This is a genomic window from Alkalibacterium sp. m-11, from assembly GCF_054658155.1.
In genome coordinates, this window is record NZ_BAAGIR010000361.1 from 1 (window position 1) to 487 (window position 487).

1 protein-coding gene is annotated in these 487 nt (G+C 42.3%); it reads right to left on the reverse strand.

Annotated elements, in window-relative coordinates; translation table 11 throughout:
- Positions 1-94: 94 nt before the first annotated feature.
- Positions 95-487 (reverse strand): IS200/IS605 family transposase (gene tnpA / locus ACYQ2O_RS12815; protein WP_459796788.1); only part of this gene is annotated, 393 nt, incomplete at its 5' end.

The following is a 487-nucleotide window of genomic DNA, read 5'->3' on the forward strand; positions in this document are numbered from 1 at the left end:
GAGATATATTCTTCGCTCATTTCAGCCAGAATATCTGCTTGTTCTTTCGTTGGCAGTAACTTTATTTTAACCGTAATCGTTTGAGGCATGGGAATCAACTCCTTGTCTTTTGAGATTCAACATATCGTTTGATCGTTTGGCTTGACACATTTCCTGCGGTGGATACGAAGTAAGAACGAGTCCACAAGCTTGGCATTGCTTTCAGCTCGGAGAACTCGTCACGGATGATTTTCGATGTCCCTCCTTTGATTTTAGCCATTACATCCGCAGGACTGACAGACGGCAACACATTCAAGAACAGATGAACATGGTCTTCATCCGTCTCCAAAGCAAGGAGGTGGAAGCCTTGTTCATCACAAATGTCTTGAACTAATTTCTTGAACCGTTCTTCGAGAGAGGGATTCAAGAAAATCTTTCGTCTGTACCGAGGACAAAACACAAAATGATAGTTGATGAGGCTGACGGTTGTTTTAGTTCTACGGTAATT